Origin of the sequence: Thermoplasma sp. Kam2015, from assembly GCF_003205235.1 — an archaeon.
Lineage (GTDB): Archaea > Thermoplasmatota > Thermoplasmata > Thermoplasmatales > Thermoplasmataceae > Thermoplasma.
Genome location: NZ_QJSM01000024.1, coordinates 23327 through 46615 on the forward strand (window position 1 = coordinate 23327; position 23289 = coordinate 46615).

Sequence of the window (23289 nt, forward strand, 5' to 3'; positions counted from 1 at the left end):
AATAAAAATATAACTATGAATATGCAATGAAATTCGTTGATGAATTTAGGAAAATTATTTTGATCGAATTATGTGGAGACGTAATATGAAAAATAAGATATATCCAATGTACTGATCGAAATGGGCTTCGTAAGCGAAAGAGTGAAGTGATCTGCATTGAGGATAAGGCTATAATTCCCCAGCGTGTAATTGCCGGCCAAAGGAATCCGATCATCCGAAACAAGCAGATATTTTTCAAAAGATCCAGTGAATGAACCGTTGAGACCATAATTCATAGCGGTCATGGTTATCGATTTCACAGTAGCAGGCGTACCATTGACGTATATCGTTTGATTGATGGAAATTGCGGTTAGAGATCTCTCAAGAACAGAAACTGCAATGTAAAGTGAAGAGGAGGAAGATTCTGAGAAATTCTTTCCAACAAGATGGGCCAATGAAATGCAAAATGTATCGTTTGATATACGAACGAACATCGGCCCATAAAATACTGATCCGTCGGTTATAAAGTTTCCATAGTCTTTAATATAGATAGCGTCCAAGAAACTGGTCGACGGATAGGCAGATACATATCCTGATTGTACATAGTCAACGGAATAGTTCTCATATACATTCTTCCCGGAGGAATTCACTAGAACACTGAATGATGCACTGAGAGAACCATAAGTCTCGTTAATGAATGATAGATAGGTATCGAAGGTATTCCCAAAGCCTCCAGAAATTCCCGCAGGAAAATTTTGAACGAAGCTATGGCCCTCCATAACTTTAGCCGAGAATGCATTCTCTGCGGCTATCGAATTCTGATAGAACTCCTGCTGCGATCTCTGTTCCTGCAATGGGACGTACCATGACGCATAAGCTGTCAAAAGCGTTACCACTATCACAAATATAAGTACGGTACCGATTATCTCTGCGACAGCGTCATCGTCCTGCTTCACATTAATTCAGCTAACTGATGTAGATAACTGTTTTCTCGATTGTTTCATTATTTCTTCGATTCGACCAGGGTTCATCTACGCAGATCGCATGAAAGTCATCTATGCCAAGACTGCAACTTTTATTAGTTCATTATAATTGATGGATGTTGTTGCTGGTGGCATACCTCCTCGGCATTGCTGTGGGTCTTTCTCTCACGGCTCCTCCCGGACCTGTAAATTCGGTCATAATGTCTGAAAGTATGAGATCAAAGGTGCATGGGATGAGCGTGGGAGCTGGTGCTATGACTGCAGACTTCATATTCTTCGTCATAGTATATAAATTTGGCAGACTTATACCGGAAACTTATCTTCATGCACTCTACATCATAGGTGCATTGCTTCTCTTTTATCTGTCTTATTCTGTTCTTAAATCTAAATCTTCTCAGAGAACCAGAGGTGGCAATTATGCGGTTGGATTCAGCATGGGCATAACTAATCCATTCCAGATATTGTGGTGGATAACAGTTGGACTCTTTTTCATAAGGTCATTTCACATTCTTGCTATAGCTGGCCTTTTTTCCGGAATTGTCATCTGGATAGTTACCTTCCCGTTGCTCATGAACAGATATGCCAAGAGATTTGAGAAATATGTTAAATTATTCTCATTCATTGTGCTGTTCTCATTTGCCGTTTATCTTATGTTTTCTGGCATTTCATCCATTGCCAGATAGTTATCTAGGAGTTCATCATATGGTATTGATCCTTAATTTGAAATATTAGCTTAACTTTAAATCCTTGCTCAATATATTAAGCTATGAAGATACTTGTGGCCTACGATGGATCAGATGGCTCTCAGAAGGCGTTGAGTTTTTCGCTGAATTTCAACAAGAGTGCCGATAAGATAATCGCACTGTATGTCTCACGCGATATAATCTCCGAAAGTGGACGGTTGACCTACATACCGGATACCATACTCGAACGTAAGGACAGCGAAGACGAGGCCATACTCTCCAGGGCCAAAAGCATTCTTGCGGCTTCCAATGTGGATTTTGAAGTTATAAAGAAAAATTCAGATGGAGTGGATGTTTCAAAGGTCATTGTCGATACTGCCAAGGAACTCCAATGTGATATGATAGTAACTGGGACAAGAAAACTCAGAGGTCTTTCGAAATACCTGCTTGGATCTGTCAGCGCCGGGATTCTAGCAATATCAAACGTACCGGTTATCGTTGTTCCACCATAATTCTCGCAATGCGTCAATATTTTTTAAGAATTCAGAACAACGCATTTAAGGAATCATCTATTGGCTATCAGCATAATATCAATGAGGCATTATTACACGATCGCTCGTAACAGCCAACTGAGAATACTTTCATGTTAAAATGCTCTGAAATCCTCTCTCCCCTAAGGGCCGGAACTTTCTTACTTGTTTCATTGTAAATGCCTCTTATCATACCGGATAATAACCCGCGATTCTACGTTCGATTCAGTGGCTTGCAGATGCATTGCGTTGAAAATTATATATGAGTCATTCATTCATCTTTAATCCCTTTTTGTTCGTAAGTTTTATCATTTGAAAAGGAACCTATGAACCAGATCAAATATTTTCCATCATAAGCATAATTAATTGCAAGCAGAGCCCATATAATTCTACTTCCGCATGAAATCTTTATATCAACTGTATTGATATTAGACGGATGTCAAGCAATTCTAATACTGGATTAAAGGCCAATTCCGTAGGTTTTTTGCCACTTCTCGGGCAGGCCATTGCAATGATATCGCCTCTGGGCGCTGTGGCTGCAACTATGACCGGATCTGCGTCTATTGCACTCGGTTCCTTACCACTTGCATATCTTATCGCAATATTTGCCGTGCTCTTCTGGATAAATACTCCGTATCAATATTCAAAGAAGATCGCCTCTGCAGGAGGGTTCTATTCTTACAATACGGAGGGTGCCGGCACATATTATGGATCCGTCTCTGGCTATATACTCTTCTTCTCCTATTATATGACATACACAAATGCAATACTGTTCATAACTGGCGTATTCATCCCCGGTCTCTTCAGTATATTCTTTGGAATAACGCTTAATGCCTACATATGGGTTCCACTGCTCATAGTATTCGGACTGATAATACTGCTTCCTGCATATCTTGGTGTCGAGGGATCGACCAAATACAGTCTCGCATCCTCAATAATCCAGATCGCTCTGCTCATAATACTTTCTGTGGCCATAATAGTGATCAAAGGGCCAGCAAATACGCTGGAGCCGTTCACACCAAAGCCAGCTGGTGGTTTCGGTCCAGTTTTTGTCGGTATGATCCTGGCAATATTCTCGATGTCGGGTTCTTCCGCGGTTGTTGCGCTTGGTGAGGAGGCGAAGCAGCCAAAGAAGAATATCAGAAATGCCCTTCTCATAAGCTTCCTCATAACCGGAGCTGTCTTTGTCCTGACATCATATGCCCTCACAATAGGCTGGGGACTGAACAACATGGCTAATTTCGCGGCAAACGGAAGTGGACTTGAGTATGGCAATGGTGTACCCGGCATCATAGTTGCGCTCAAATATCTAGGTATGCCAATGGCCATAGCGATGATGATATTTGCAGTAAACAGTCTGTATACCGGATCACTTGCGCCACTGAATAGCGCAGGAAGGATGCTCTATGCCATGGCAAGAGACGGTATCGCGCCTAAGGTCTTCAGCAAGGTCCATGGGAAGAGGAAAACCCCGCATATTGCTCTGATATTCATAGCAGTCTCCGGAATAATCGTTTCTCTCGCAGCGGGGCTAATAATGACCCCATTCTATGGCTTCCTGTATCTCGTAACCGCGTCAGCAGTCGCGCTCTTCATAGGACATATCATGACCGATGTATCGTTGCCAATTGCGTTCAAAAAGTTCAGGGAGTTCAGTGTAGCAAAACATGCAATACTTCCAGCAATATCCATAGTATTGCTGCTCATAGGCATATATTACAGCTTCTTCCCGCCATCCTATCCGACAAACATCGCCATAATATCTGCAGTTATATTCATGATAGCGGTGACAATAGCGCTCAATCTTTATCTGAAGAGAAGAGGGATCAGCTCTGGAGTGAGCGTCAAGGGATCTTCAACAACAGAATGATCCCATTTTTCTAAAATAGCAACATTTTTTTTATTGAATGGGCATACCTTTTCATGGCTGATTACGAAAGGCAGAAGATGAATGCCGCCGTTGAAGCGGCAAGATATGTCAAGGACGGGATGATCATTGGCCTTGGAACCGGAACCACATCATACTACCTGATCAGAGAGCTTGGAAGAAGAGTGAAGGAAAAAGGTCTTCATATAACAGCCGTCTGCACCTCAAAGAGAACCGAAGAACTGGCAAGGGAAAATGGACTCAGCATAACAGACAGTATACAGAGTAACATAGATCTAACCATTGACGGTGCGGATCAGATTAATCTTTACGGCACGCTCATCAAGGGTGGTGGAGGAGCACTTCTTCGGGAAAAAATAGTTGCATACAACAGCAGGGAGATGTATGTTATCGTCGACAGCAGAAAAATAGAAACCGAGCATTTTGGAACCTTTCCGCTTCCAGTAGAGATAGTTCCTTTTCTGCATATGAAGACTGTGGAAAACCTGAAAAATTTTTGTAAGAAAACGGATCTTAGAAGAACGGATAAGGGTGAAATATTCGTCACGGATAACGGCAACTATATCGCCGACATGCACATGGAAAGGATCGAAGATCCGGTCGATCTGGAGCAATCATTGAAATCCATCCCCGGTGTAGTTGAGGTGGGTCTTTTCAATGGAATAGCGAAGAGGATATTCGAAGGCACTGAAAACGGATGCAATATATATAAAATAACACAAAAAGGGATAGAGAAAGAGGAAACTTATTTTGACCATTGAATTGAGCCTATCTTGATACCTCTATCTTTATTCTTACCGGTTCACCATTTATCTCCCATAATTTCATGCCATCTGTTTTATCCAGGATCAGTTTATCGCTCTGCGTCTCCGTTTTTATGTAATCAGAGTGCCTGCTTATCGCATCAACAAAGTCGTCAGAAACATCAAGATACGCTATTATCCTGTCGGTATAGTTCAGGCTCATCTCCTTCCTCATAACCTGAATCCTTCTGACGATCTCTCTTGCCAACCCCTCAAGATAATCATCGCGATCTATATTCTTGTTTATGAAGACATCGATACTATATTTTTCGGTCTGCGAATAGGCATAAGCTGGATCCGGCTGCCTTGATATATCAACCATATCCGGTTCGATCCTGGATCCATCTACCTCGATGAATCCTTTTGCAGCGATCTGATCCTGAACCAGCTTTCCGTCCATGGACCTTATCTTTTCCCTGACAGCGTTTACCTTTGCCCTAAGTACTGGGGCAGCCTTGTCCATCCTCAGATCGGCTGACAGGGTTATCGGTTCCTTTTCCTTCTCTATTATTCGCACATCCTTAGCATTCAGTTCTGATTTGACCACTTCTAGGACGGCCTGATCTATGTCCCCAGCTATGAGTATCTCCTTGAGTGGTTGTCTTCCCTTTATAGAGTTCTCCTGTCTAAGTCTCCTCACAGTCTCTATCACGGAATAAGCTCGATCCATGCCATTTTCCAGTTTCTCATCCACCAGCTTTGGATCAAATTCGGGAAAACTCTCCAGATGGATGCTGTCCATAGATCCTCCAAGGTTCAGATAGATGAAATCTGAGAAGAATGGCGTTATTGGAGCCATAACTGCCACAAATTGCATCATGGCGTAATAAAGCGTAGAATAGGCACTTCGCTTATCTTCATCAAAACCATCTGCCCAGAAACGCCTTCTGGAGAGCCTCAGATAAAAGTTGGATAGATCATCTACGAATTCCATGGCTGATCGTACTACCTCATGGAAATCCAGAGACTCGTATGCTTCTCTGGAAAACTTGATGAAGCTGTTGGTCTTTGATACCATGTATCTATCGAGAGGGTTATTCGATAGCTGAAGACCAGAATATTCAAAGTTATCTATATTCGCGTTGTATGCAAAGAATGAGTATACATTCAGAACCGTCATAAGCGTCTTTCTTGAAACCTCGTCTATTACCTTTTTATCCAGATTCTTTGATTTCCATGGAGCCCCGTACAGGAAGAACAGTCTCAGGGAATCAGGTGGAACCTCATTCAAGAAGTCCAGGGCGTATACAGAGTTTCCCTTGCTCTTGCTCATTTTCCTGCCCTGTTCGTCCAATATGAAGTTTATGGAGAGAGCACTCTCAAAAGCATTCTTATCAAACATTATGGCTGCGATGACATGAAGCACATAGAACCAGCCTCTGGTCTGATCTATGGCTTCAGTTATGAATGATACGGGAACATCCGTTTCTGGATCGAAATTTCCCTCAAACGGATAATGCGATGCCGCATATGTTGCACTTCCAGAATCAAACCATGTGTCTATGACGTATGGTTCCCTGGTCATCTCCTCCCCGCAGGTCGGGCATCTGAATTTGACACCATCTATGTAGGGCCTGTGCAGATCCGCTGGAACATTTCCTCCAAGATCCTCGATCTCCTTTCTGCTGCCCACAAACACCACATGTCCGTTCTTGCATCTCCACGCCGGCAATGGGGTACCCCAGAATCTGTCACGACTCAGATTCCAGTCCTTGGCTTCACCAAGGAAGTTACCGAACCTTCCATGTTTTAGATATTCTGGCTTCCAGTTTATCCTCTCATTGTATTCCACCAGTTTATCCCTGATCCTGGATACCGCTATGAACCATGCGTCAAGTGGATAATAGAGCAGCGGCGTATCGCACCTGTAGCAGAATGGATAGCTGTGTTCATACTTTTCACTCTTTATCAGCAACTGATTCTTTTTCAGATACACTATTATCTCGTCGTTTGCATCGCGGACAAACTTTCCATTCCAAGGCAATCTTTCATCCGCGAATCTACCATTCTTGTCAACCGGGTTAAGGATCTCAACGCCCTCCGACTTGCCTATCTGATAATCATCAGCACCGAAAGCTGGAGCAGCATGGACTATTCCAGATCCATCCTCTGACGTGACGAAGGATCCAGCGACAACCTTCATCGTTCCCTTGGGTGGATCGAGAAACGGCATGAGCTGTATATATCTCTTTCCAACGAGATCTTTGCCCTTCAATCTGCGCAACTCTTTATAATCTTTGAATATAGACGAGGTCCTTGAGGTTGCAACGTAATATTTGAGACCCTGAACCTCAACAAGCGAGTATTCCATCTCTGGATTGACAACAAGGAACTCATTTGAAGGGAGTGTCCACGGTGTAGTTGTCCAAGCTACAAAATATGTGTTTTCCTCATCGGCGGACTTGAACCTTACATAGACCGAAGGATCCTTAACATCCTTGTATCCCTGAGCGACCTCATGAGAACTCAGGCTGGTCTCGCATCGAGGGCAGTAAGGTACAACCGTATAGTCCTTGTACAGAAGCCCGCTCTCATACATCGTTTTAAGGGCAAACCATTCGCTCTCTATATAATCATTTCTGAGCGTTATATAATCTCCGTTATGATCTATGGAAAAACCGAGCAGATCATCAACCTGCTTCCATTCGTCTATGTACCTGAATATGCTCTCCCTGCAGTATTCATTGAATTTTTCTACTCCAAAATTTATTATTTCAGATTTTGTGTGGAATCCGAAATGCTTCTCTGCCTCAAGCTCCACTGGCAACCCATGACAGTCCCATCCGCCGACCCTGCGGTATATCTTATGATCTGTCATGGTATTGAATCTGAGAACAATATCCTTTATCGTTCTGGTCATTGCATGACCTATGTGAGGCCTTCCGTTGGCCGTTGGCGGGCCTTCAAGAAATACAAATTTCCTGCTGCCATCTTTTGATAAAATCTTATTCAGTATATCCTTATCCTTCCAGTATCCCCTTATTTCAGCATCTATGTCCTTTAACGTCAGCCCAGGCTCAATCTGCTTAAATCTTAAGGATTGCATTCTTTACCTTAATAAACAACCTTATATATGCTTTTACCGATTGTATTCGATATAATCTCCTTATCGAACTTTGCAACTTTCTTGTTTATGTGGCTATAAGGAACATCGCACCTCAGATATTGATCTTATTGTGGAAGGAAAAATTTGTTAATACCATGCATATCATTGATCGATGAAGTTTCTCGCCTATTTCGGTCATCTGAACATAGACGTTCTTATTCATGTTGATTCAATTCCAAGGGAGGGATCCGTGAACGTTAAGGATCTGTCCCAGCGTTTTGGAGGTACCGCTGGAAACTTTGCAATGATCGCCAAGAGGATGAATATTCCATTCGATGTATACTCTGCCATAGGGATGAAGACGCATACCGAATACTATCACAAGCTGATGGAGATGGGCATAAACACGGATCATATAGAGAGATACGAAAATGAAAGCGGTCCAATATGCTATATAGCATCGGATGGAAAAAAGCAGGTGGCGTTTATGCATCAGGGGCCGATTGAGAGATGGGAACCGGCCATAAAGGATGAATACGAATTCGTTCATTTCAGCACCGGTCCAAAATATCTCGAACTCGCAAAATCTACCAGATCGAAAATAGTCTTTGATCCGTCGCAGGAGATTGGAAAATATTCCGCTGATGAACTGATTGAATTTTATGAACGTTCCTACATCTCAATATTCAATGAACATGAATTCAAGGTATTCAGGGAGAAGACCGGTATAAAGCCTACAAAGAACATAACCATAGTGACATCCGGCGAGATGGGATCCAATCTATACGCAGAGGGGAAGAAAATCAACTTCCCTGCAATACCTTCTAATGGCGATACCGTTGGAGCCGGTGATTCCTTCCGCGCCGGAATCTATCTCGCCCTCTACCTGCACAGGAGCATCGAAAGGGGCATGATATATGGCACAATAATAGCGCATCATGCGATAGACGAAGGCATACAGAATTTTTCCATAGGCATAGATGATCTTGAGAGAGAATCAGAGAACTATAGACGAATGTTTCTGACCAAGAAATAATGAAATTTCAGACTCAACGATCAAAGAAACCAAAAACAGGAAAACAATTTTATCGGTATTAGCGTTGTACGGAAGATGATATACGAATTCGAGGGAAGAATACCGGATATAGATCCCACTGCATACGTCAGCGAAAATGCAACAGTCATTGGAAAGGTTAAGATCGGCAAGGAGGTCTGGATTGGCCCGGGAGCAGTATTACGTGGAGATTATGGAGAGATTGAAGTCGGGGATTATTCAGCTATAGAAGATAACTGCGTAATACATGCCAGGCCTGGGGAGAAGACGTTCATCGGTCAGCACGTGACGATTGGGCATCTATCAGTTATCCATACCGGAAGGATAAGGGACTGGGCCGTAATAGGAATGGGATCAACCGTTTCTGACTTCGCAGTCGTTGGTGTATGGGCTGCCATCGGTGAAGGCGCCGTGGTGAAAAACAGACAGGAGATACCGGATGAGGCCATAGCGGTTGGTGTTCCGGCCAAGGTTATAGGTAAGATAGACGAAGACTACAAAAAACTCTGGACAGATTACAAGCACAACTATAACACCTTCAGCTCAAGGTACAAGACGAATCTAAAGATTATGAGGAAGCCTTGAGAAATCTGTTCCCATGAGCGATGATCAAAAAACCTGTTTCAAATATTTTATATAATATCATATATAATGTCTCCATAAGGAAAACTCTCAGACATAACATAAGCAAAAAAGCAGAGAAAGTTGATGCTATGCTTAAGCATAAGATGATCGATTTATCTGAAATATCTTCGCTTGTACAGTGTATTCCTAAAGGCGCCCTACGTTGATCTCTGCAGACGTGCATCGTCGCCCTGGCCTCATTCCGACCGATCACATCTTCTTCAAATTCATGTTTTGATCTCAGCTCTTGCTGATTTTTGAATGATGATAGAATAATTATCGACAAGTTTTATTACAGATCATCGATAGGCATACATGGAATTACCTATTGAGGAAATCAGAATAAGGAAAATACTGGATTCGAGGGGGAACTTTACCGTTGAGGCTGATGTTACTGTTCCGAACGGGTTCGGAAGGACATCAGCACCTGCTGGAGCAAGCACGGGTGAAACAGAGGTCATTGCCTTTTCAAAATCCGGTATTGATGCATCCATACAGTTCTTTGAAACTAAGGTGAAAAGATCTCTCATAGGATTCAACGCGCTGGATCAGTCCGGCTTTGACAGACTTATCACCGAGATCGATGGTTCAGATAATTTCTCAAATCTTGGAGGAAACCTCGCTACGGTTCTTTCCATATCAGTTGCAAAGGCTGTATCTCAAAGTCTCGGAATACCATTATATAGATATGTTGGTGGGATTAGGAGCACTATACCGCGCCCCATGGGCAACGTCATTGGTGGCGGTAAGCATGCCCGAAATGGAACATCTATACAGGAGTTTCTCGTCTCTGCTCAAGCAGATACATTCCTGGAATCTGCCTATATAAACGTGCTTGTACACAGACGGATTGGCGACATGCTTTCAGATAGATTTAAGGATATAAGCATCGGCGTCGGGGATGAGAGGGCCTGGAGCGTTAATCTTTCAGACGATGAGGCCTTCGAAATACTGAACGAGGCAGTCAAGGAGATCTCGTCGGAGAAGAAGGTCAAGATATACACGGGAGTAGACTTTGCCGCGGATTCGCTGTATGAAAACGGAAAGTATGTTTACAAACACATCACAAGGAGCAGAGATGAGCAGATCGATTACGCTATCTCAGTATCTAAGGATTTTGGAGTTTACTATATCGAGGATCCCATGTACGATACTGATTTTGATGGTTTTGCTGAGATCACATCCAAGGTTGGAGACAGGAGCCTGATAGTGGGGGATGATCTGTACACAACAAATCCAGAGAGGATAAAGAAAGGCGTTGAAAAGAGATCGACAAATGCAGTCCTGATAAAGGTCAATCAGATAGGTACGCTGACTGCCGCGAGAGAGGCTGTTGCCGTGGCTACCTTCGCTGGCATGAAGAACATCGTGAGCCACAGATCCGGAGAAACCACCGATGATTTCCTCGCTCATCTGTCAGTGGCATTTGGATCTACGTTTGTGAAGACTGGCGTTATCGGTGGAGAGAGAGTTGCGAAACTGAACGAAATAGCGAGGATAGAGGAATGCTTAACATCATAGGCATAGGCCTAAGGGGAACTGGCAGCATCACCTTCGATGAGTTCGATGCGCTGAGGACAAGCGATCTGGTCTACATCGATCAGTACACATCGATCGGACAGCCAGGACTGGTGAAAAAGATCAGCTCCATGCTGGATCGTGAAGTCATACCTTTGAACAGAGAGGATCTGGAGAACGGCAGCATACTCAAGCCTGCTATGGACAAGAATGTGAGTTTAATCGTCATAGGGGACCCCCTGATGGCCACCACTCACAATGAGATCAGATTCGAAGCTCTGAACAGGGGAATCAAGGTCAGGCTATTTGAAAATGCTTCGATAATCAATACTGCCGTGGGCAAAGCCGGCCTCATGATCTACAAGGTCGCTCCACCAGTTTCACTTCCCAAGGTAAATGAGAAATTCTTTCCAATGAGCGTCATAGACAAGATCAAGAGAAATCTTGAAATCGGACTCCATACACCGCTTCTTATAGACCTTGATGGGACCGAGAATATCCCGCTGCATGATGCCATAGAATCGCTCATTGAGATGCAGAACAGGAGAGGATATGAAGGACTGATCGATGAGGTCTGCATCCTCTCCCGCGTATCGTTTCAGGACGAGAGGATCATATTTGGGAAGATAGATGATGTGATGCATGAGAATGCCGCATCTCCATATATGATCATAATTCTTGCATCACTGGACGATAACGAAAGAAGATTTCTTTCTGCCTTTTCCAGATCATCAATGAAAGAATGAGAAATTTATTGATACCGTCTTAGACTTTAGAAATTCCATTATGCGAATATTTTTCATAAGAAAAAATTTAAGTTATGAAGTAATCATCGCCTATGGTATATAAGAGGGTGTCTATTTCAACAAAAATCTTTGAGAACACAAACGCCATTGTGGCATGGGTTTCTGGAAGACCAGTTCTCCTGTCCAGATTCGAAGGCAAATACTATGCCATGGATGCTGTATGCGGCCATATGGGCTGTGCAATACTCGATAAGGTCGAAGGCAAGGAGGCAGTATGCCCTGCACATAAAGCCAGATATGACATCACCACCGGAAAGAAAACTGCAGACGCCATGATCAGGCCAGATGTGAAATGCGAATATGATGGATCTGGAGAAACACTTAAGATATATCCTGTCAGGGAAAATGAAGGTTTCCTGGAGATTGATGTCTCATAAACCTGACGCGCACTACCATAAATTAGGATCTTCCTTTCAGCGAAAAGACCTATGCCTTTCCAGACATCCGTACAGGCCCCACATCGTGATGTCCACAGGCGTGGATTCGGATCTCAGCGATTTTACTTAAGTATCATCCATCTGGTTATCGTGGATGATGCAAAAAATTTAGAAACGCAATTTATAAATCTCTCCATTGAGGGGAGTCCGTACATCTAATGTCCGAAGAAAGAATTTTACTGCTTTCGCCAAACCCCTGACTTCTCTTTAACCTTTATCCAAACCGTTTCATCTTGTTGGACCAGATACCTGTTGATGCGGCAAGATCATGATTCTGATATCAAGTCGAAGCGTGCGGATAGTATCTGTGTATAAATTTTGATATAGGAATCTGATATCGCGCCATTCAAATGAAGCCGTCATATTTGTGGGACCCCAATAGGATCTGCCATCATCAAGGATCTCTGTCACCTTTTCTCTCTTCAGGGAATTTCTCCCTGCTCAATTGGAATTTTGAAATGGCGGCCAGGAATTCTTCTGTTCCAATTCTTGGATCGAGCCCGGAAAGAAGATCACGTTTGCTTGCAATACTGTCCTCCACGAAAGCTTCTGGTATGCCCTTCAGTCCAGCAATCTTCTTGATCGCGTAGCTCACACCCGATGCCTGATAGCCAGCGGCAGAATATTCGTATACATTGTTCAGAAGGATCCCGTCATCCATATGGATCTCAGAGACCTTACCGACATAGCGCCTTGCATCATTTCTCATCTCAACTATGATGTCAACGTTCATCAGGCTTGATTCCGGAATGGACAATGGAGGTGATCTGAGCCGCCGGATAAGTCCGACCGGGCTTCCAGAATGCACCGTTGTTATTCCCTTGCGACCGGAGGCCAGATAGTTGAAGAAGGTGTTTATATCGTTTCCTCTGATCTCTCCGGCAATTAGATAATCCGGGTTCCTGTAATGGATTATATCGATTATGGACTGCATGGATAGATCCTCTATCCCAGGCTTCGGCTGAAGCAGCATCATATTTTTACCCTTCAGATTGAGCTCATGCGTGTCTTCGATGATCGTCACATTCGTAAGCGGATCTAAGAACATGGCAATTGCGTTGAGAAATGTGGTCTTCCCGCTTGCGGTCGAACCGGTTATTATTATATTCAATCTTGATTCTATGGCCTCCCAGATATACGCCATAACTTCAGGGGATATGGTGCCATTCCCTATCAGGTTTGCAGGATTGTATGGGTTAGATCTGAGTTTTCTTATGGATATTGTTGGCCTGGCCACGTCATGATGCACTATGTTGATCCTCAGATTTCCGAATGAAATGTCCACTATGGGATTGTAAACCGAGAGCGTCTTTCCAGATCTCTGGGCAAGATGCTTTGCGAATCTTCCAGCTTCATACTCGGTGAAGAATATGTCTGTACGCATGCTGCCGAGCGTCCTGTGGTATATGTAGACATAGTTCTCAGGCAGTACCGTTATATCTTCTATGTCAGGATCTTCCACAAGCGGTTCAACCTTTCCCATACGGTTGATGTAGTCATCAACAAATCTCTCGATCTGCGATCTTGTTATGGCATCTATGTTGTTCTGTGCAGAAAAAACATCAAGCGATATCTCATGGGCACTGCTCAGATAACGCAAAGCCATTATTGCGATATCATCCGAATATTTGCCCTTGACCTGGTAAACACTCATAGCGATCCCGCCAGAAGAAGGAGGAGCCCCGTCACAAGACTAAGTATGCCAGCGTACAGCGACCCCGGTATGATATTGTCATAACGCACTATTCCAAGATATAAACCAGTGGCATAAGATTGGGCTAAGAGGATTATGGAAGAAAGAAAGACCATACCGTGACCATTGGAACGAAGGAAGTAGAAATCAACTATCACCATCACCAGTACGAATATGAGGAAGGATCCTATCACGAGACCAACATAGTTTTCTGAGGTCTGTATAACATTCTTCAGCCTTGTGGACCTCTCGTTCATGTAGGTTGAGAGGAACTGCAGTGTCTCGCCTGCTTTTCCAGTATTGTCAGCATTCTTCAATACAGCCGAGACAAGGGCAAGATCCGGCGATGAACTGCCTTCAAGATAATTAGATACCTCCTCTATCGTGTTTCCATTCTTCATCATCTCGATGGCTTTTTCCACCTCCTTTCTGATCGGCCCAAGATCTTCATTTTTTATCATGCGCAAAACCGAATAGAGGGAGAGTCCGTAGCTCGAGTAACCTGAAAGATCCCTGACAAGCGAGGGAACCTGCATATTCTTTGACTCGATGTTCTTTGCAGTATCTATGAAACCTGCGCCTACGAATATCATAACGGCCGAAAACAGGAATATTATCGTTATTATGAGATTCTTAAGTATACCACCCATGACGACTCCGATGAGTGCTATTATGGCTGAATAGATCCATCTGTTCATACTTCACCCCTTATCCTCTCAGTGAAATACCCTATCACTATGGCTGTGGACACCAGCAACAGCATAGATATTGCAAAGAACAGTACTGAGCTGTTTCTTATTGATATTATTGATCCGGTGAGGTAGAGCAGTATTGGGAATGCTATGGCGACGGCCACATAGCTCTCAGCGGCCAGACCAAGAGAATCTAGAGAGAGCTTCGATCTGTTCTCTTGAATTCTCCTGTAATACTCAAGACGATCCCTCAGAAATGCTGTTAGATCTGAATTGAGAAGGATCGAGAGTCTTATCCCGGAGACAAACCTTGAAAAATCGGGCGAAGCGCTCACCTTCTCGCTGCGTTCCAGCGCGCTCAGAAAATCATAACCCATCGCGAACATGAAGGAGTTTACCCTCTGCGATTCCTTTGCGAATTCCCCGAGTTCCTTTATCCCAGCAAGCTCCCTGATCATAGAATCTGCCGACACCCCTGAAAGCGAGAGACTATAAGCGATGGCCAGGGCGTCCGGCATAACATACTCCACGCCGTGCTTTATCTCCTTCACCCTGATCTCTGGCAGCGTGAAGAGGTAATAGATAGCTATCGCATATATCAGAAAAGCGGCGGATGAGATCATCACCCAGAATGCATGCGCAAAAAAATATGACAATAGGGCAACTAGGACTATCAATATCGCTCCCCCAATGGCATATTCATAGGCTGATATCAGGTATGTCATTGCCCCTGCATTCATCCTGGCCTTCACCATCAGATCCTCGTACTTCTTCACGGTTGCCTTGGGTATGATGCGTGCGATGCTTCCATCTATAGCCGACCTGACGCCTGCATATCTGATCATGTCCTGCCCTCCGCATAATTCCTGATCCGATCATCAAGCAGCGCTTTGAATTCAGCTTCTCCAATGGATCTCGCCATCCGCCTGTATATGCCGCTATATCCACTGAATATCAGATCCCTGTTCTCATTGGCCCTGAACGGAACGTTATATAAAACCTCGGATCCCTCTATCCTATCATACTCATAAATTGAATGAACGTACTGCCCGTCCTCTGAGAGCTGTATGACGATATCGAACAATGATATCATATCTCGCGAAAGTCCAGTTGACGGATCAGAAAATAGCGATGACAGATTTTCTATATTATCGATATCCATAGCCGATATTGTAGTATGCCCTGTTGTGATTGCCTGCACAGCTGTAGGAAGATCTTGCGCTGTGAGACCGTTTACGATTATGAAATCCGGCCTCTGCCTCATGGCTGTGTTTATGAGATCAACCTTGCTGATCTCCATATTGAAGACTGTCTTTTCCCTGGGACTCATATATATTACGTTCCTTGGAGACTCGTATCTACCATTTTCGCCTATGTATGCGATCTTCTTTTCAACGCTTATCATCCCTATCAGATAATAGATTATCGATATCTTCATCGGCGTCTCCGGTCCTATGATGACGATCGATCTCATATTCTCAAGGGCTATGCTAAGATAGACGGAGACCTGAGGACTCTTCATCCTTGACATCATTTCAGGTTCTGAAACGGCGCGCCTGCGTTCCAGATATACTGAAGATCCCATTGGCGTGACATCGTCACCGAACGTGACTAAAGCCTTGAAATTCTGAAAGGTTCCATAGGCAATCGGGCTGCCACTCGATATCTTCTTACCCATCATCTGCGAGATTCTGATGGCTATGGAATCCAGATCCTCACGGTTCAATATTATATTGGTCTCGTAGTAGTGCCCGCCCGCCTGAACTATCACAGGACTGTCATAGCCATTTGCTATGATCTTCTCTATCCCATCGTTTATGTACAGCGGATAGATTTTTCTGAGACCGGATAGATATCTATTGATGAAATAATCCAGAACGAAAGGATCCCTTATCCGGTAGATGTTCCTGTATCTCGCAGTGATCTCCCTCAGATTCCATTGTGATATCTCTCCAGAGATCGACGTTATTTCATTTATCACCATCCTTATTGCATCCCTGACGTTCTGTCCCATGTCAGGCTCCACTATACGCATATAATCCTCAGATTCAATAGAATAACGTATGCCCTCCTCACTGCGATATTGAGCCTGCACGGAATGAAATCCCACGTACCGGATTTTAAACTTTATCCGATCGGAAGGTTTTTCGCATGTGATCTACGCCCGACCTGAATCTTCAAACTTTCTTTCAGCGAAGAGATATCTGCATGCACTATGATAAGCTGGAAAAGCGCTGTATCGTAATATCCACAAGCATACGTTAGAACCGCGTCGGTATCATTCTTACAAATTTTGCAAAGTTTGTATTGATCATTCCATCTCATAGAAAGATCGTAAACCTGATCGCTGAGGGTGGGAGTCCTGCTGTTTTTGTAAAACAGCGACCTTTTTCGACAAAATATACTACCTTTCTGATCCGTTCTCAGAACCGGGCAGGAAAATATTTCTTATTATGGGTGTGTAGATCGTCTGAAGGACTATGGAGAACAGAACAACGAAGAGAGCCGAAACGCTTATCAGCGGACCCCATGTCACAAGAACTGGGATATTATATTCGATTCCGACCACATAGGGCAACGTAGACAGGACCACGGGTACGACTCCACGGGGGCCAACAAGCGATATGAAAGCGACAACCTTGTAATATCCTTTCATGCGTGGTTTTCCGAGATCGGCTATTCTTATGCTTGGGAAGACGGCCAGTGGACGCACGAGAAATATGAGCAGCATTGTGAGCACAAGCCCAAGAAGAAGGTATGCTATGATCTCGGACAGGGTGAAGGAGGATCCTATCAGTATGAAGATAACAGCGGCGCTGAGAAAGGATAAACTTTCCTGGAAGTTCTGTTCCCTTGACCAGAATATGTTTTTATCAGAAAAATTGCCCACTATTGCACCGGTAGCTATTATGGCCGGGAATGGGGTTATTGAGAGACTCTCAAACACCGTGAACTCGAATATGACGAGACCGAGAAGCATCGCGGTAAGATAATTTTCAAACTTTATCCTCCTATCAAGGTATATCACCGCAAAGCCTATGGCTATACCAACAACCGAAGGTACAGCCACCTGAATTATGAAGTAGAAGAAAACAGATGGGTAGAAGGAAATTATCTTCACCATTGATGAAAACAGGGAGACGTATGACGAATCCGGCGCCAGCAGCGCAATTCCGACAGATACAAGTATTATACCAACCGGATCATTGAAAAGGCTTTCTCCAACCAGTATCTCTGATATATCCTCAGAAACTTTGACCCTCTTGAACAGGGGGATCAGAGTGACAGGATCAGTTGGAGAGACTATCGCACCAAACAGGAAACCGATGATGATCGGCGCACCAGTCAGCAGTGTGAATACAGCACCCGCCACTATGGCCGTTATGATTACTCCTATCGTATCCAGAGACGCTATCCTGTAAAACTCGCTTTTGAGAACCTTCAAATTCATATTATGGCTTTCGCTGTACAGTATTATCACTAGGCCCATCATTCCCAGACCTACGCCGGCGAATGATGAGAATAGATAAACGGAAAACCCTGGGCTTATGAGATGCAGTATCGGCCCGATTATTATTCCAAGGAAAACAAGTATTGGTATCTCAACAACGGACATCTTCCTCGAGATGGGCAGAGCCATGGCTCCCAAAACGAGAATCAGGCTCACGTCGAGATAATAACCAAAGGGGAAGATGGCCGTCATCAATCATCATTTTTCCAATGAATATGGCATCGTTCTCTTATGATCAGACGATCTGTGCATTTCCATTATCTTCTTGTACTCAGGTTTCTCCGTGAAAGTTCCTCTATCGAATATATCCATGAGTATCTCGTCCATCTCGTTGTACGATAAGCCAATCTCTCCTTCATCTGTCTGCCCTTCCCAGAGACCGGCAGTCGGCTTCTTTTTAATTATTGATTCTGGTATGCCAAGTATTCCAGCGATTGCATATACGTCTCTTTTATACAGATGCTCTATCGGCTCCACATCGCAGCCTCCGTCTCCATATTTTGTGAAATATCCGAGCAGGAGCTCTGTCCTGTTTGTTGTACCGATAACCAGTCCCTTGCTTATATTGGCAAAGTAATAGAGTATGATCATTCGTGTTCTAGATTTTATATTACCTATGGCGGATCTGTCCGTTGCCGCCAGTGTTTCGACAAAGGAATCGACCATCGGATCTATCCTGACCTGCCTGTAAGTTAGGCCGAGACCTTCGGTCAGTTTCTTTACGTCATCATAATCGGACTGCGGTGTATTCCTATCCGGCATGAAAACCGCTATTATCCTCTCCTTGGGTATCGATCTTGCAAGAAGGGCAAGAGTGACGGAACTGTCAATACCTCCACTTATTCCTATTACGGCATTCTTATCCTGAAGAATCTTTCTGAGAAAATCAGAGATTCTCTCAATTTCCTGCATATACTCGGGCATACGGATAAACGTATTACAAATTAATTATAAAACTTCGTTGTCTTGCGCTGGAATTTCATTCGCATGTCATTTTCATGAAAAATCATTTCATCATTTTTTGAAACTCTGCAGCCCTGACAACATTTTCCAGAATATTTGTGGCAGTTATTGGGCCTACCCCTCCCGGTACAGGCGTTACAGCTTCCACATGTTTGGATACATCCTCGAAATCGGCATCGCCAACCACCCTATCGTTCACATAGTTTATGCCAACGTCTACAACCACTGAATCACCTGAAACCATACTGCCGTTCAAGAAACCAGGCCTTCCCACTGCGACGACCACAACCTTTGCATTCTTTGTGTATGCAGCTATATTCTGGGTCTTGCTGTGGCATACAGATACAGTATAATTACGGTTCAGCAGCATCATGGAGAGTGGCCTGCCAACCACAGGAGATCTGTTAATCACCGTAACGGTTGTCTCATGGTATCCATAATGGTCAAGTATATCGATCACAGCCCTCGGTGTGGCTGGAACCAGAAATTCGCGATTTAGAGCGATCAACCCCTGATTGTATGGAGATAGGGCATCAACGTCCTTGTAGTAGGGTATTTCTTTGACTATCTCGTAATAATCAAAACCCTTTGGTAACGGATTTTCTATCATGAGGCCATTTATAGTCGGATCGGCTGCGATATCCTTTATCCTTCTCAAAAGATCTGATACGGAGATTTCATCGTATCTTTCAAGATCGACATCAATGCCTATCTTCTTTCCCCGCCTGATCTTTGCCCTCGCATATATTGATGCTGCCTCGTCGTTTCCTATCTGAATTAACTTAAGTGATGGTTCAAGGCCAAGGTTCTCTATCCTAGCCCGTAGATCGTTCGCCTTCTTCTCCGCTATCTCCTCTCCAGAGAGTATCCTCACTGCCACTTAATCACCGTTTTGATCTCACCATGCGGCTTCTGGAAGAATATGTTTGTCTCGGAGGGTTTTGCCTCATATGTTATCATGTTCTTCATTGCATCAGGATGCCTCCTGTTCCAGTTGCTCAGGGATTGCAGTGCCTGGACATAATGTATCTTGGCGGCATCAACGGATCCGGCTATGGTTATGTTCCTCTCAACTATGTAGTCTATGTCCTCTCCATCTACAGGATAGCCCGGAGCCTTGCCGTTTGTTCCAAACAGTATTACGATGCCATTATTGTTGACCTTTTTGATGAATTTGAAGACGGTCGCTGGATCCCCGCTTGTGTCAACGAGAAGATCTATCTTTTCAGGCATATCCTTGAGGTAGTTTGCGAAGCTAACCCCAAACTCATCCATCATCTTAAGCTTGTTCTCTGTCTCGTCGTGTCTGTTCACCATTGTGACGTCGAAGCCACGGTCTACGCCTGCGAATGAATAGAGAAAGGCCTCGCTACCGCTACCTATTATGACCATCCTCTTACCTATGAGGGTGGAATCTTCACCGAAGAAGATGGATCTCTTGGATACGACATCGAAAACCTCGAAGGCTTTCATCACATTCTTCAGCGGTTCAGTGAGCACTGCTATTTTGCCAAGATCCGGATCTTCTACCTTTACAAGGTATTCTATATCATCGTACAGGACATCGCGCATGAAGCCATGAAGGCCAGTTATACCTGCCTCGTGTTTGTCAGGATCGCCTATTGAACAGTTGTCCTGCCTGCCAATTCTGCAGTTGATGCACTTCCCCGGTCTGCGTACCAATGGCACTACCAGATCGCCTTTCTTTATGTAGTCGTTATCCTTAACCTCATCGACACGCAGCAACGCCTCATGGCCAAGAACGAGAAAATTCTGGCCCTCAGGATTGTAGGCAAATGAAAGTGCACCCGCCACCTCTCCTCTGTCCGTACCGCATATCCCGATGTAGACAGGAGAAAGTTTTGCATCGTAATGTTCTGGCTCAGGTAAATCCACGCTAGTGTATTTGACGCCACCCTTTGGAGCGTCAGTCACTATGGCTTTCTGTTCTGACATAGATGCGGAAATATAAGATATTATTAATTAGTTTCTAGGGAATTACGGATTTCGAAATAATACCATGAGATCTCATTAGGTATACATCATCGATCATTGCATAACTGGAATCTGCTCTAGAAAGCCTAGAGCACACTTCAATGTAATGTATTCGCTGACTGGTTCTATCCATTACCAAAGAATTAACCTGAAAATGCTGGTTCCTGTAAATGCACGCCAATTTGCCCGATGATCCCGATCGGAGGGTTTATTGCAATGAAAGCATAACCATGCTTGATGTATGCCAATTCAGGAACCTTTAAGATCTCCGGGATAAATCGCTGCAATGCCCAAGAAGGTACCTTTTCATATTCAGATCCATGCGATACCTCGCTTGGTATAGCTAGGGCGTTTATATTTCTTAAATCACATAAGTTAAATCGCAGATCTATGAAGAACCTTCATACAAATTTATATTGTTTCAATTCACACGCTGGTGATGCTCATGAAAACTAAGATAGTTGCCACCATAGGGCCTGCGAGCAGATCAGCGGACATCCTGAAGGGGATGATGGAAAACGGATTATCGCTAATAAGAATCAATTCTGCACATGCAGATATCAAGGATGTGGGCGAAATAACGAAGCTGGTCAGATCCCTGGACAGGAACGTTGGTGTCATGATAGATCTCAAGGGCCCTGAACTCAGGACTGGCGAATTCAATGGAGGAATGCTGCGTATAGTATCCGGAACCAATTATGTCATGGGCAAAGATCTGGTACTCAACAACATGAATGCGCTATCAGCTGTTCAGGTCGGTGACAAGATACTGATGAGTGATGGTGAGGTATCTTTTGAGGTTGTAAAGACAGATCCATTCACGATAGAGGCTCTGAACGACGGTGTTCTTAGAGACAGAAGCAGGGTCAACATCCCCGGCCGCTTCATAGAACTTGGTACCATAACGGATAGAGACAGATCGTTCATCAAGGAAGGGATCAGCCAGGGCGTCGACTTCTTCGCACTTTCATTTGTTCAGAAATCAGATAATGTAGATGAACTCAGGGATTTCGTCATGGACAGCGGTGGGGATCAGTATATAATATCGAAGATAGAGACAAAGAGCGGGCTAGACAACATAGAGGATATTGTCAGATCTTCCGATGGGATAATGGTTGCACGCGGCGACCTTGGAGTTGAACTGCCCTTGAAGGAAGTAGTTCTGGCTCAGAAAAGGATCATAAAGATAGCGCATGAGGATGGAGACTTCACAATAGTTGCCACTCAGGTTCTTGAATCTATGGTTAACAACAGTTCGCCCACCAGAGCGGAGATATCCGATATAACAAACGCCATAATCGACAACGCAGACGCCATAATGTTATCTGAAGAAAGTGCCATAGGAAAGTACCCAGTTCAGGCAGTCAGAACCCTGAAGGAAGTCTCGGATTACGTTGAGGAACGCGTTTCCTTTGATTCGTCTTATTATTTCAAGGGAAACACAATTGCCTACTCTGTGGCGAGGGCCGCAAAAATACTATCTGACGACATTAAGAGTGACGGTATAGTCGCTCTGACGCATACCGGATCAACAGTGAGAATGATATCATCGCTGAGGCCGAAGGCCATGGTCTATGCAGCCACGGTAAGCGACAATCTTGCAAGGAAACTGAACATCTACTTTGGAGTTATGCCCATGCACATGGAGGGCGACGCCGAGAAACTTACCTTCCCTGAGGTCATGGATCATATAGTGAGATCGGGACAGTTTGCCGACGGGAGCAAGCTGGTCATAACCAGTGGCGATCCATATTTCACCTTCGGTGGTACGAACGACGTCAAGGTAGCCGTGGTGGGTAAATTCATAGGAAGGGGTTATTCATTTGGTGACAGCATCAACGGAACGGCAACCTACAGCGGAAATGGCGACATCCTTGTGGTTGAAGATGGGAAGATCCCAGATAAAAACTTCAAAGCGTTCATCTTCACGGTGGATCCAAAACCCTCGGTAATCGGTTCTCTCAATGGAAAGACTATCGTCACAAAAACGAGACTGGTGAGAAAGATCCTGGAGGGAGAGCACATATATATCGATGGAAATACGGGCATAATACTGACATCATCACAGCGCTGATCAATGGATA

Annotated in this window: 20 protein-coding genes; 10 read left to right on the forward strand and 10 right to left on the reverse strand. The window is 44.1% G+C overall.

Annotated elements, in window-relative coordinates:
* Nucleotides 1-68: 68 nt before the first annotated feature.
* Complete coding sequence (locus tag DMB44_RS05125) at nt 69-935, reverse strand: hypothetical protein (RefSeq protein ID WP_110641496.1); 867 nt, start codon at nt 933-935, stop codon at nt 69-71.
* A 149-nt stretch (nt 936-1084) separates the two neighbouring features.
* On the opposite strand from DMB44_RS05125, the gene DMB44_RS05130 reads away from it, so the two are divergent.
* From DMB44_RS05130 to rpiA, 4 genes are all read left to right on the forward strand, one after another.
* Nucleotides 1085-1645 carry a LysE family translocator gene (locus DMB44_RS05130; protein WP_110641561.1) on the forward strand — a complete coding sequence of 187 codons (561 nt, stop codon included), beginning with the start codon at nt 1085-1087 and terminating at the stop codon, nt 1643-1645.
* An 83-nt stretch (nt 1646-1728) separates the two neighbouring features.
* Complete coding sequence (locus DMB44_RS05135; protein WP_110641498.1) at nt 1729-2157, forward strand: universal stress protein; 429 nt, start codon at nt 1729-1731, stop codon at nt 2155-2157.
* 454 nt (nt 2158-2611) lie between these two features.
* On the forward strand, nt 2612-4045 hold the full coding sequence (locus DMB44_RS05140) for an APC family permease (protein ID WP_110641500.1): 1434 nt from the start codon (nt 2612-2614) through the stop codon (nt 4043-4045).
* Between the two features lie 53 nt (nt 4046-4098).
* Nucleotides 4099-4824, forward strand: coding sequence for a ribose 5-phosphate isomerase A (gene rpiA / locus DMB44_RS05145; RefSeq protein ID WP_110641502.1), 726 nt, complete (start codon nt 4099-4101; stop codon nt 4822-4824).
* A gap of 7 nt (nt 4825-4831) precedes the next feature.
* On the opposite strand, the gene ileS is transcribed toward rpiA, so the two are convergent.
* Nucleotides 4832-7912: an isoleucine--tRNA ligase gene (ileS, locus tag DMB44_RS05150; protein WP_110641504.1), complete on the reverse strand. Its 3081-nt coding sequence runs from the start codon at nt 7910-7912 to the stop codon at nt 4832-4834.
* 172 nt (nt 7913-8084) lie between these two features.
* Here ileS and DMB44_RS05155 point away from each other — a divergent pair, with 172 nt between their 5' ends.
* The 5 genes from DMB44_RS05155 (at nt 8085) to DMB44_RS05175 (ending at nt 12291) form a co-directional block, all read left to right on the forward strand.
* Nucleotides 8085-8948, forward strand: coding sequence for a carbohydrate kinase family protein (locus DMB44_RS05155; RefSeq protein WP_110641506.1), 864 nt, complete (start codon nt 8085-8087; stop codon nt 8946-8948).
* Between the two features lie 75 nt (nt 8949-9023).
* Entirely contained in the window at nt 9024-9551 is a 528-nt protein-coding gene (locus tag DMB44_RS05160) for a gamma carbonic anhydrase family protein (protein WP_110641508.1), read from the forward strand.
* A 354-nt stretch (nt 9552-9905) separates the two neighbouring features.
* The gene (locus DMB44_RS05165) at nt 9906-11111 is read left to right on the forward strand and encodes an enolase (protein ID WP_110641510.1); all 1206 of its coding nucleotides are present in this window, start codon (nt 9906-9908) and stop codon (nt 11109-11111) included.
* Complete coding sequence (gene dph5, locus DMB44_RS05170) at nt 11096-11854, forward strand: diphthine synthase (protein ID WP_110641512.1); 759 nt, start codon at nt 11096-11098, stop codon at nt 11852-11854. The genes DMB44_RS05165 and dph5 overlap by 16 nt, the downstream gene beginning before the upstream one ends.
* Nucleotides 11855-11946: 92 nt before the next feature.
* Complete coding sequence (locus DMB44_RS05175) at nt 11947-12291, forward strand: Rieske (2Fe-2S) protein (protein ID WP_110641514.1); 345 nt, start codon at nt 11947-11949, stop codon at nt 12289-12291.
* A 454-nt stretch (nt 12292-12745) separates the two neighbouring features.
* Here DMB44_RS05175 and DMB44_RS05180 read toward each other — a convergent pair whose 3' ends face one another.
* The 8 genes from DMB44_RS05180 to gdh all read right to left on the reverse strand — a co-directional run bounded on the left by DMB44_RS05180 (nt 12746) and on the right by gdh (nt 21166).
* Entirely contained in the window at nt 12746-14005 is a 1260-nt protein-coding gene (locus DMB44_RS05180) for a type II/IV secretion system ATPase subunit (RefSeq protein ID WP_110641516.1), read from the reverse strand.
* Nucleotides 14002-14742, reverse strand: a complete 741-nt coding sequence (locus tag DMB44_RS05185; protein ID WP_237265310.1) for a type II secretion system F family protein — start codon at nt 14740-14742, stop codon at nt 14002-14004. The genes DMB44_RS05180 and DMB44_RS05185 overlap by 4 nt, the downstream gene beginning before the upstream one ends.
* On the reverse strand, nt 14739-15581 hold the full coding sequence (locus DMB44_RS05190; protein WP_110641517.1) for a type II secretion system F family protein: 843 nt from the start codon (nt 15579-15581) through the stop codon (nt 14739-14741). Before DMB44_RS05190 ends, DMB44_RS05185 begins: the two co-directional genes overlap by 4 nt.
* On the reverse strand, nt 15578-16831 hold the full coding sequence (locus DMB44_RS05195) for a type II/IV secretion system ATPase subunit (protein WP_153280161.1): 1254 nt from the start codon (nt 16829-16831) through the stop codon (nt 15578-15580). The genes DMB44_RS05190 and DMB44_RS05195 overlap by 4 nt, the downstream gene beginning before the upstream one ends.
* 309 nt (nt 16832-17140) lie before the next feature.
* On the reverse strand, nt 17141-18439 hold the full coding sequence (locus DMB44_RS05200; RefSeq protein WP_110641521.1) for a sodium:proton antiporter: 1299 nt from the start codon (nt 18437-18439) through the stop codon (nt 17141-17143).
* Between the two features lie 6 nt (nt 18440-18445).
* The gene (locus tag DMB44_RS05205) at nt 18446-19159 is read right to left on the reverse strand and encodes an NAD+ synthase (RefSeq protein WP_237265311.1); all 714 of its coding nucleotides are present in this window, start codon (nt 19157-19159) and stop codon (nt 18446-18448) included.
* A 94-nt stretch (nt 19160-19253) separates the two neighbouring features.
* Nucleotides 19254-20090, reverse strand: coding sequence for a bifunctional 5,10-methylenetetrahydrofolate dehydrogenase/5,10-methenyltetrahydrofolate cyclohydrolase (locus tag DMB44_RS05210; protein ID WP_237265312.1), 837 nt, complete (start codon nt 20088-20090; stop codon nt 19254-19256).
* Nucleotides 20081-21166 (reverse strand): glucose/galactose 1-dehydrogenase, encoded by a 1086-nt coding sequence (gdh, locus tag DMB44_RS05215; protein WP_110641527.1) that lies wholly within the window; start codon nt 21164-21166, stop codon nt 20081-20083. The genes DMB44_RS05210 and gdh overlap by 10 nt, the downstream gene beginning before the upstream one ends.
* A gap of 478 nt (nt 21167-21644) precedes the next feature.
* Between gdh and pyk the strand changes: the two genes are divergently transcribed.
* On the forward strand, nt 21645-23279 hold the full coding sequence (gene pyk, locus DMB44_RS05220; protein ID WP_237265313.1) for a pyruvate kinase: 1635 nt from the start codon (nt 21645-21647) through the stop codon (nt 23277-23279).
* The last annotated feature ends 10 nt before the right edge of the window (nt 23280-23289 follow it).